Origin of the sequence: Budvicia aquatica DSM 5075 = ATCC 35567 (assembly GCF_000427805.1) — a bacterium.
Lineage (GTDB): Bacteria > Pseudomonadota > Gammaproteobacteria > Enterobacterales > Enterobacteriaceae > Budvicia > Budvicia aquatica.
This window is the reverse complement of sequence record NZ_KE386584.1, coordinates 1-12,080: the sequence shown is the minus strand read 5'-3', so window position 1 is coordinate 12,080 and position 12,080 is coordinate 1. Positions and strand designations below refer to the sequence as shown.

Annotated in this window: 2 protein-coding genes and 2 pseudogenes; all 4 read left to right on the top strand. The window is 47.8% G+C overall.

What is annotated here, in order from left to right; genetic code table 11:
* Positions 1-4 precede the first annotated feature (4 nt).
* Positions 5-271: pseudogene (locus YWE_RS32145) on the top strand (hypothetical protein); the annotation flags it as partial.
* 27 nt (positions 272-298) lie between these two features.
* Positions 299-3,268 (top strand): annotated as a pseudogene (locus YWE_RS32140) (Ig-like domain-containing protein); the annotation flags it as partial.
* Positions 3,257-10,219 (top strand): Ig-like domain-containing protein, encoded by a 6,963-nt coding sequence (locus tag YWE_RS28320; protein WP_407641209.1) that lies wholly within the window; start codon positions 3,257-3,259, stop codon positions 10,217-10,219. The pseudogene YWE_RS32140 and the gene YWE_RS28320, both read left to right, overlap by 12 nt.
* A 731-nt stretch (positions 10,220-10,950) precedes the next feature.
* Positions 10,951-12,080, top strand: a 1,130-nt coding sequence (locus YWE_RS0121695; protein ID WP_029096350.1) for an ABC transporter transmembrane domain-containing protein, incomplete at its 3' end; no start/stop codon positions are given.

Genomic DNA, 12,080 nt, shown 5'->3' with positions numbered 1-12,080 from the left:
CGCTATTGATGCCGGCCTGCCGGGCTTGCGTATTAATACCGTTGCCGGTGATGACATTATCAACGCCATCGAACTGGGTCAGCCGTTAGTGATTACCGGTACCAGTACCGGTTTGGCTGTAGGCAGCGTTGTTACTGTGACCATTAACGGTAAAGACTATGTTGCCAGCGTCACTGCCGATGGTTCATGGAGTTTAGGCGTTTCGGCCAATGAGGTCGCCGCGTTCCCTGCGGGGAATTTAGTCATAACGGCTAACGCTAATGATGAGGGCGGGAACCCTGCCATCAACGTACATAACGTGACCGTTGATTTAGCTGTTGTTGCTATCAGCATTAATACCGTGGCTGGCGATAATATTCTGAGAGCAGAAGAGAGAGAACAAGATCTGCTATTAACCGGTTCGACGCAAAACGTCGAACAGGGTCAGACGGTGACCGTTAACGTTGGTGGCAAAGCCCATCTGGCTACCGTCGACAGTGATGGTAACTGGGCTATAACCGTCTCTCCGGCCGACCTCAATGGTCTGAAAGACGGTATCAATAATATCTCCGTCAGTGTGAATAATGCTGCCGGTAACGGTGCGTCAGCTGCGCAAGAAGTACGCGTCGATACTGTTGCGCCAACCATCAATATTGATACCGTAGCCGGTGACAATATTCTTAATGCGGTGGAAGCTGGCCAGCCACTGACTATCAGTGGTACCACTGTGGGTGCTGAAGCCGGTCAGGTTGTTACGGTTTCTTTAGGCGGTAAAAACTACAGTGCCACTGTTGATGCTGATGGGCGCTGGACGTTGGATATTCCGGCCGAAAATCTTGCTAGCCTGCCGATAGGTAACATTGAGGTTATTGCCAGTGTTAGCGATAAAGCGGGTAATGGCGGCACTACGTCTCATCATCTGCTGGTTGATGTGACCGCGCCAACCATGACTATTCATACGGTGGCCGGTGATGATGTGATTAACGCCACTGAACACGCTCAGGCTCAAATCATTAGTGGTACAACCATCGATGCCGTTGCCGGAGATCAAGTTTCTGTCACTATCGGAAGTAAAACGTACCACACCGTGGTTAATGCCGACGGTAACTGGAGCGTGGGCGTTCCGGCTAACGTTATTAGCGCACTGCAAAATGGCACAGTAACCATCACTGCAACAGTGACGGATAAAGCCGGTAATAGCAGTAGTACAGAGCACGATGTTTTGGTCAATACAGCGGCACCAACCCTGCTGATTGGCACTCTGGCCGGTGACGATATTATCAATGCAACCGAGAAAGGACAGAGCCTGACCATTAACGGTACCAGCACTCATGTGGGAGAAGGGTTAACGGTTACCGTAACGCTGAATGGCAAAAACTATACTACACAGGTTGATTCTGCCGGTCACTGGACGTTAGACGTTCCGGCCGCCGACGTGGCGAAACTGGGTGAAGCTAATTACACCGTGAGCGCCAGTGTGACAGATAACGTGGGTAATTCAGTCGTCAGTACCCACGATGTAAAAGTTAACACCGCAGCCCCTCAAGTGATGATTAATGCCGTAGGCGGCGATGACATCCTTAATGCCGCTGAAGTTGGCGTAGAGCAGACAATCAGCGGGCGGGTGATTAACGTTGAAGCGGGCCAGACAGTCACCATTTCGCTGGGTGGGAATACCTATACCACTACCGTTAATTCTGGCGGAACGTGGAGCGTAAATGTTCCCTCTGCTGACTTGAAAGCGCTGGGTGACGGGCAATTGAATATCACTGCCGGCGTAACTAACAAAGCTGGCAATGAAGGTTTTGGTGAGCGTGATATTGCTATCAGTGCGGGCCTGCCGGGCTTACGTATTGATACCGTCGCCGGTGATGACATTATCAATGCCATTGAACTGGGACAATCGTTAGTGATTACCGGTAATAGCGTTGGTTTAAATGCGGGTAGTACGGTGAATGTGACGATTAACGGTAAAGGCTACTCTGCCAGTGTTAACGCCGACGGAAGCTGGAGTGTTGGCGTACCTGTCGTTGATGTTGGGCAATTCCCTGCCGGTACTCTGGTTATCGCGGCAAGTGGTACAGATACGTCAAGCAACACAGTACAGGTAAAACATAACGTTACTGTTGATTTGAATACTGTCGCTATCAGTATAGATAGTGTGGCTGACGACAATGTAATTAGTGCCTTAGAGAAAGGCCAAGATTTACTGCTAACCGGACAAACGCAGAATGTGGAAGCAGGCCAAACGGTGACCGTCAACATCGGTGGAAAAACCTATGATGTTAACGTTAATGCAAACGGTTCATGGTCTGTCAACGTACCGGCTGCTGACCTGAATGGTCTGAAAGAGGGGATGAATAATGTGTCTGTCAGCGTTAAAAATGCTGCCGGAAATAGCGCCTCTGCTGCCCAGGATGTGCGTGTCGATACTTCATCTCCAACCGTTACGATAAATACTATTGCCAGTGATGACATTCTGAATGCAGCAGAAGCAGGCCAGCCGCTGACTATCAGCGGTATGGTTATCGGTGCTGAAGCCGGCCAGACTGTTACGGTAAGCCTGGGGGGTAAAAACTACACTACCACCGTGAAAGCTGATGGTAGCTGGCTGCTGGATGTTGCCGCTAATAACGTTGGTGCTTTGACTAATGGCAATGTCATCGTTACGGCAAAAGTGGCTGATAAAGCCGGAAATGAAGGTAGCTCCAGTCACAATCTGTTGGTTGATACTTCTGCCCCTGGCATCACTATTGCTACCGTTGCGGGCGACAATATTATTAATGCTACTGAGCATGCTCAGGAGCAGGTCATCAGAGGGTCAACGACCAATGCCGTTGTTGGTGACAAGATTGTTGTGACTATCGATGGTCATTCTTATAACACTACCGTTAATGCCGATGGTAGTTGGAGCGTGGGCGTTCCTGTCAGTGTGATTAGTGCGTTACAGGATGGATCTGCCACTATTACCGCGACGGTAACTGATAAAGCCGGTAACAGCAGTAGCGTTAGCCAAGATATTCTGGTTAGTACAGCTTCTCCGACGTTAAACATTAATGTTATTGCCGGTGATAACATTATTAATGCTACTGAAAAGGGTCAGGACCTGACTATCAGCGGAACCAGCCAGAACGTGGCTGCCGGTCTGACAGTCACCGTGACCTTAAACGGTAAAACCTATACTGCTCTGGTGGCCGGTGACGGAGGCTGGACGCTTAACGTTCCTGCTAACGATGTTGCTGCTCTGGGCGAAGCTAACTACATCGTTAACGCCAGCGTGACTGATAGCGTAGGCAATGCAGTCAACGCTAATCATAACGTTGTGGTTAATACCGGGCTTCCGGGGATCACTATCGATACCGTAGCCGGTGATAACGTTATCAATGCAACTGAAATTCAGTCAGCTCAGACCATTAGCGGTAAGGTTTATAACGTTGAGGTCGGTCAAACCGTCACTGTTACTATTAACGGTGAAACATACCAAGCTACCGTTCAGACCGGAGGCAAGTGGAGCGTCAGCGTAGCTGCTGATGACTGGCAGGCAATTGGTAACGGCAATATCGTAGTAACGGCAGAAGTAACCAACCATGCGGGTAACAGCGGGCAAGGAACGCATAATGTCGTTATTGATGCGAACTTACCGGGTATCCGTATCGGTGCCATTTCAGGTGATGACGTTATTAACATCATCGAACACGGGCAAGATTTGATTATCAAAGGCTCGAGTGAAGGTTTTAACGTTGGCGCTATTCTGAAGGTGACCGTTAACGGCATCACTTATGATGCTACCGTTGGTAAAGACGGTAACTGGCTGGTTGATGTTTCTGCCATCGATGTCTCCAACTTCCCTGCGGGTACTTTAACCGTTACGGCTCAGGGCCAGAATGCCATTGGCGAGTCTGTCTCTAATAGCCATCTGGTTCAGGTTGATCTGGCCAGTACGGCGATTACTATCAATACCGTTGCCGGCGACGATATTATCAATGCGGCTGAAAAAGGTCAGGCGGTTACCCTGGGCGGTTCAGTTGTTGGTATTGAAGTGGGTCAGTTAGTTACGTTGGTGATTGGTGGTATGACGTATACCACGACCGTTCTATCGGGTGGAAACTGGACGTACACCCTGTCAGCGAACGCGGTAAGTAAACTGGCAGAAGGCAATTTAGATATTACGGTTAACGTTGAAAACCAGTCGGGTAACTCTGCCAGCGCTGGGCGTCAGGTGGTAGTGAACAGTCAGGTTCCTGCTATCAATATCAATACTATTTCCGGCGACGACATGATTAATTCGGCTGAACATACTCAGTCGTTGACTATCAACGGAACCAGCTATGGTCTGGAATCTGGTCGTGAAGTGACAGTCACAATCAACGGGCTGAATTACACGACGTTGGTTGCAAAAGACGGTAGCTGGACGTTGGATGTTCCTGCCAATATTGTCAGTGGCTTGGCCTATGGTTCTTATCAGATCACCGCCTCTGCCAGCAACGTTGCCGGCAACAGCTCGTCTGCCAACCATAGTGTAATTGTTGATACAATGGCTCCGACCGTAGCTATCGATAATGTCACCAGTGACAATATGTTGAACGCAGAAGAGCACGCTAATAATCAGGTTATTTCCGGTACCAGTAATGCTATAGGTCAGATGATTTATGTCACTATCGGCGGCGAAACCTATTCCACCGAAGTACGTAAAGACGGAACCTGGATTGTGGGTGTGCCATCAACGGTGATTAACGGTCTGAATGAAGGGACCAACACCGTTGAAGTCAGCGTGGCTGATAAAGCGGGCAACGTGGTGACCAGTAGCAAAGATTTTGAAGTGATCGCAGGCGTGCCGACCCTGAGTATTAATGCTATCTCCGGTGATAATGTTATCAACCAACTGGAGCATGGCGGTAATCTTGAAATCAGCGGTACTGCCAGCACTAGCCTGATTGGTCGTGAAGTGACGGTAACGTTGAATGGTAAAAACTACACGGCGACGGTTGATGGTACGGGCGCTTGGACACTAACGATTGATGCCGCAGAGGTGGGCGATTTAAGTGGCAGCTACTATAAAGTCACTGCCAGCGCGACGGATATCTCCGGCAACTCGGCTAACGGCGCCCGAGATCTGGCTCTGGACTTAGTTCCTCCGTCATTGACCGTATCTGATATTGCTATCGATAACGTAGTCAATGCGATTGAACACGGTAACTCTGTCACGATTAAGGGTTCTTACGGTGGGGCTGAAAATGGCCAGTTAGTTACTGTGACGCTGAATGGTAAAGACTACTCAGTGGCGGTTACTGGTAATGGTAGTTGGTCAATTACGGTTCCGGCTAGTGATGTGCAGAATCTAATTGATGGTGATTACAACGTCAAAGTGTCTTTGAGCGATAAAGCAGGCAATAAGGTCAGCGTTGACAAGCCGCTGGTAGTCGATACTACTGCGCCAGAGATTAGTATTAATGCTGTCACCGGTGATGATTCTATCAGCGTCACTGAACAGGCTGCGGGTGTGACTATTAACGGTACCACGACGGCTGAAGTCGGCCAGACGGTGAGCGTTAACTTCAACGGTCGTAACTATTCAGCGACGGTAACTGCAGAAAATACCTGGACTATCAATGTACCGAGCAATCACTTTAACGGCATTGTTGATGGCACTTACCCGGTTACCGTAACCGTGAGTGATAATGCAGGGAATAATAGCACCCTTAGCCACAATGTTACGGTAGTGACTAAGTTACCAAGCCTGACAATTGATACTTTTGCCGGTGATAACGTTGTTAATGGCGATGAACATCAGCAGTCTCAGGTTATCAGCGGAACCAGTGATGCTATTGGTCAGTTCGTTACCGTTACCCTGAACGGTAAAACTTACAGCAATATTCAGGTCGAAAATAATGGTACCTGGCGCGTCACCGTCAGTGCTACCGATATGCTGGCGTTGAATGAAGGGTTGACCAAAATTGTAGCATCGGTAAGTAGTGCTACTGGCAATGGTTACAGTACAGAGTCTACGATTGAAGTTGACCTGACGCCACCTGCTGCTCAGGTAGTGATTAACTCTATTACCAATGACACTGGCGTTTCGTCCAGCGACTACATTACCTCTGATACTAAGTTTGTTATAAACGGTTCTATCAATGGCTCATTAGCCGCCGGTGAATATGCTGAAATTAGTCTGGATAATGGCGCGACGTGGAAAAAACTGACGCTGATTAATGGGCTGTGGACGTTGAATAACGGAACTACTGACTGGGCTGAAGGTGAACATACTTATTATATGCGCGTGGTTGATGCCGCGGGTAACGTAGGCGTTGTCACCAATCATAAAGTCACCGTTGATACTACCGCTCCGGATCAAGTGATTAGCGTTAGCCATATCACTGACGATACCGGTACTTACGATAATGACTTTGTTACCTATGACACTACGCCTTCTCTGTTCGGGGCTCTAAGCCGCGAATTGGGTAGTGACGAAACGCTGCAAATCCGTTTGGATAGCGGTATATGGGTAACCGTAGCTAATGTGACAGGTAAGGACTGGCAGTTTGATACCGCAACTGCGTTGACTGAAGGTAGTCATACTTATGAACTGCGGGTGATTGATCTGGCCGGTAATACCAGCAGCGTGGTATCGAAAGATATTACCGTTGACGTGACGCCATCAACAATATCGACCACCATCGTCAGCTTCACTGACAACGTGGGAACTAATCAGAGCAACTATCCGAGCGGCACTGAAACGGATGATACCTTACCAACCTTGAACGGGACGCTAATAGGAAAGCTGGGTAGTGGTGATGTGGTACGTATCTATGTGGATGGCGTATGGGCAGGTAATGCCACTGTGTCCGGCACAACGTGGACTTATGACATCAAAACTGCGCTGAGTGAAGGCCAGCATACCTTTACTGCAGTCGTAACTGACCTTGCGGGTAATGAAGGTACACCTTCACCTGAATTCTCTCTGGTTATCGATACTATTGCTCCAACAGAGACGGCCACTATCGTTAGCTATACCGATGACGTGGGCCTGTACCAGGGTAACTTTGGTTCTGGTACATATACCGATGATACTAATGTGGTGCTGAACGGTACGCTTAGCGGTGCGATTAAAGCGACCGACGTCGTCCGTGTCTATGAAGGAAATACATTGCTGGGTACTGCCACGGTAAATGGCACTGACTGGACGTTTAATCTTAATGGCCTGTCAGAAGGTACCCATACTTATCACGTTGTCGTTTCTGACGTGGCAGGCAATGAAAGCCCGGCTTCAAACAACTTTGTGATGAATGTGGATATCACTGCGCCAACCAGCGTTATCACCGTTGATACCAAGTTGACCGCGGATACTACCCCGACGATTACCGGTACAGTCACCAATCTGGGGGCTGATGAAAGGCTGTGGATTAACGTTAATGGTGTGATTTATCGTGAAGGTATCGACAATGCGTTAAGCATTAACCGTATTACCAATACGTGGGCGCTGGTGATTGATAATGCACATGCATTGAATGCCGATGGTGTTCTCAATCAGGTTTATAACGTTGATGCCCGCATTACGGATAAGGCCGGTAACTTTAGCGAAGTTAGCTCCAAAGACCAGTTAACGGTTTACTCTGATACCGCCATTATCCGCTCACCAAGCTTTGATTATATGGCGGAAACGCAGCCGGCCTTTATTATTAAGGGAACGGCTGGTACCGGAGAAACAATGATAGTGGAAGTCCGCAACGCGGGCGGTACGCTGATCAAAACTTTCAGTAGTGCTGACGGTTCTCTGGTGAAAACGGCAGATGGTAGCTATACCATTGCTTCTTCTGCATGGGGAACGACTAAGTTAGTCTCTGGTGAATATTCAATTAACTCCTACGTTAACGTCGCAGACGGATCGGGTGGTCAGGCTTCAACGACTGAATACTTTACGGTGATTGAGCCAAATACCGCTCAAAATGTGACAAATGCCAATGATGACAGTGCCTCACGGGTTTATGCAACCAGCGATGGCGGCTACTGGATGTTCTGGGCAAGTGGTACAACTGCGACGGGAAATACCTATAATCTGTATGCCCAGCGCTACGATCAGAGCGGTAATAAAGTTGGCAGCCAGGTGACCATTTCTAACGATAGCGGCCAGAACAATGCTAACAACCTGCAATATATCCGTCTGTATGATGTGTATATGAAGGAGGATAACTCATTCAGCGTGTTCTACTCTTCGGGTGCAGCGCAAATCCCTTATTTGCAGAACTTTGATGTGAATGGCGCCGCCGTTGGCGCTCGAGTGAGTATCACCAATACCTTGGCGTTTGAACTAACACCGACCTATGTTTCGATGGCTGATGGTGGTTATGCCCTGGTGTTTAACTCCGGAACCATCAGCAACTATAACGTTTATGCGATTCGTTATGATGCTAACGGTACCGCGTTAGATGCCAGACCTGTAGCTCTGACAACAGGCACTAACTATAACAACGGTTTTGCCTATGTGTTAGGGGGATATGTTGGGCAGCCAACCGGAACGGGAACCAGTACAGCAACGACGACTCAGGGCATGTCAGCAGTTGATATCGGTGATAGTAAATATGCCGTACTTTATATGAGCAGTAAGCCGGGTAGCGTTGGCGGTACTGATATGTATATGAAAGTGATAGATTTTAAAACCGGAAATGAAGTTTCAGGTTCTGAAATCATGGCTAATGCCTTCACGGATAAAATGCAAATTGGTGCGTCAATGGTCGCGCTAAAGGGTGGTGGTTTTATTGCCGCTTGGGCATCTAATACCGGTTCCGCCGGTAATAATTACGGCACGATGGATGGCTTTGATGTCTATGCGCGTCGCTTCACTTGGGATGTTGCCACACAAAAACTGGTTGCGCTGGATGCCACTGAAGTTCGGGTAAATACCAGTACCGATGGTGTTAACGGCGTGGCTTACAATGCCTTAAGCGTTAATATGGACGTCGCGGCTCTGGAACAGGGTGGCTATGTTGTGGTGTGGAGTAAATTTACCGCAGCCAATAAATCAGATGTTTATGCGCAATCTTTTGACGCTGCGGGTAATAAACTGGGCGGTGAAACGCTGATTTCAACTAACAATGCTAACCTCGACTCCTTACCGTCGGTCACGGCTCTGGCAGATGGCGGCTATGTGGTAAGTTGGGATAGCATGACCACAACGGCGAACTATCTGAATGGCTATAAGAATGACATTAACAGCGTGATTGTTAATGCCGACGGCACTATTCGTGGTACTGGTGATACCAATAGCTATTCACCGACCGCCAGCTATCTTGACGGTAGCGGTACCTTAACCGGTGATGCGGCAGTTAATACGTTGGATGGTCGTCACGGTGCGACAGTAATGAACGCCGGTGCGGGTAATGATTACATCATCATCAACAATACCAATTTCACTTCTATTGACGGCGGTACTGGCTTCGATACCTTAATTTGGAATTCAGCTAATAACCTGAACTTTAGTGATATTTCTAATAAAGTGACGGGAATTGAAGCTATCCATATGGGGGATGAGTATGCCAACGTATTAAGCCTGACTCTACAGGATGTGTTGAATGCATCAGATACCACTGACGTTCTGGTTGTTCAGGGAGGGGTGACTGATTCCGTTAACCTGACTGACACCGGTTGGTATTCTGTGGGTAGCCAAATCTGGCGTGGAGATACCTATCAGGTATTGCTGAATACCTATGATATTAATGCCTCATTGTGGGTTCAGAACGGCGTTGTGGTGAAGAATAATGCCACAGCAATGTTGATGAATCCTGCCAGCCTGAGTGGAAGTGAAGAAAGTGATGTGATCACCATGGATAACAACCATCAGGTGATTAATATCGGTAACAGCGGCCACGATACCTTGTTGTATAAGTTACTAAACAGTGCTGATGCAACCGGTGGTAACGATCACAGCGTAGTGAATGGATTTACCGTTGGCAGTTGGGAAAATACTTCTGATACGGATCGTATTGACTTAAGCAGCCTGCTGCAGGGTTCCGGTTATAACGGTTCAGCGACTGCCAGCTACGTTAACGGTATCGCGACGCTGGGTTCTGAAACTGGAAATATTGAGGACTACATCAACGTTCGGGTTGAGAACGGTAATACCGTAATCAGCATTGATCGCGACGGTGCCGGTAACAGCTATAACTCAACGGATTTGGTCACTATCAGCGGTGTTCAGACTGATTTGGCAACGTTGTTGGCTAATCATCAGCTGTTAGTTGTCTAGGTTTAACGATCCCGTTTATCCCGGCGAAAGCCGGGATTCAGGTTTTAGTTAACCGGCTAGTTCTTGGCTTAAAGGCCGGACCCCGTTTTTCAACGGGGTGATGAAGGAGAGATAAGGTAGATAATCTGAAAAGGTTATAACTGCCGCTGTCCTATAGTCCCGTATCCCGGCGAAAGCCGGAACGCGAGCCGTAGGCGAAGCAAACATTCGCATAGCGAATGGCCCGCAGGGTGAGCGCAGCGAATCATCCAGGTTTTAGTTAACAGGTTAGCTCTCGGCTTAATGGCCGAGACCCGCTTTTTAATGAGATGACAAAAGAGAGTGTTTGGTGATAATTAGGCTGGTTAATATTCAAAGTATCTACATTATCCCCAGCTAGTTGGTATTAAGCCGTAAGGGCACCTTATCAGTTATTATGAGTAAATATATAAGGCTTTTATTTATTAGTAGTGTTCCTCTTGTTATAAATGTTGCTTTTTACGTATATTTACGTGTTTTTACCTGTATATAGGTGCTTTATTGTGATTTTAAGTGCCTAATTACCTGCTAATTAATCAATGAGTATCTAAAATTTCTTTATTGTTCACTCAATGACTTAACTGGTTATTATTTATAGTTAATGCGTTGTTTTTGTTTTTTTATAATATTTTAAGTCGGGCGTTTTTTTGCGTGTAAATATGCTCGAGCATGAGTTTAATGACGAAGTACATCAAGGAAGGTAACACCCTATTATGAGTCAATCGACATTCCCCTATGAGCCTTGGCTAGCTGCGATGATCGCGGTTGCCAGGCACTATCGCCTTGATTATTCAGAAGAGAATGTTCGGGTGTCTCTGGAATGGGAGCAGGGGGCGGCCCTTGATATTGTTTTAGATCGCATGGCCCGCCAATTAGGACTTGTCGTGCGTTTTGAACCATTTGATCCGGTTCAGTTGGATCCGTGGCGGATGCCTATGATTGTCGAGTTTACTGATGGTCAGGTCGGCGTGCTGGAAAAAATGGATAGTGAAGGTCATATCAGCGTGTTGTTCAGCGGCGACAAAGGTATGTCTACGCCGTTAAATGCCACTGAAATCAGTGAACGAATCAAACTGGTCATATTGCTTAAACCTGAATCCTCGGTTCCGGATGCGCGGGTTGATGAATATATTAAGCCTTATAAAAAAGACTGGTTTTGGGCTATCGCTCTGCGTGATTGGCGCCGTTATATCGATATTATGCTGGCTTCGTTGGTCGCTAACGTACTGGCGCTGGCCGGTATGGTGTTTTCCATGCAGGTCTATGATCGGGTAGTTCCGGCACAGTCAGAAGCGACGCTGTGGGTACTGTTCGGTGGCGTAATGCTGGCGATCTTCTTCGAATTTATTATGCGCATGACCCGGGTGCATATTTCCGACATTATCGGTAAACGGGCCGATTTGAAAATATCCGATAAGGTGTTTGGTCATGCCCTGCGGATCAGAAACAGCGCCCGTTCTAAATCGACCGGATCATTTATTTCTCAGATCAGAGAGCTGGAACAGGTGCGGGAACTGATTACTTCAACCACCATCAGTACGCTATCTGACTTACCTTTTTTCCTGTTATTTGTGGCTATTCTTTGGGCTATCGGTGGTCCATTAGTCTTTGTCGTACTGGTTGCTCTGCCGATGCTGTTGATACCGGGCCTATTGATTCAGCGCCCGTTGGCTAAGCTGTCTAACGAAGGTATGCGTGAGTCNGCAATCCGTAATGCGATGCTGGTGGAAGCGGTCGAGTCGCTGGATGATATTAAATTACTGCGCGCAGAGCAGCGCTTTCAGAACCAGTGGAATCACATTAACGATGTGTCCGCCACCATTAGTATGAAACAGCGTTTTTT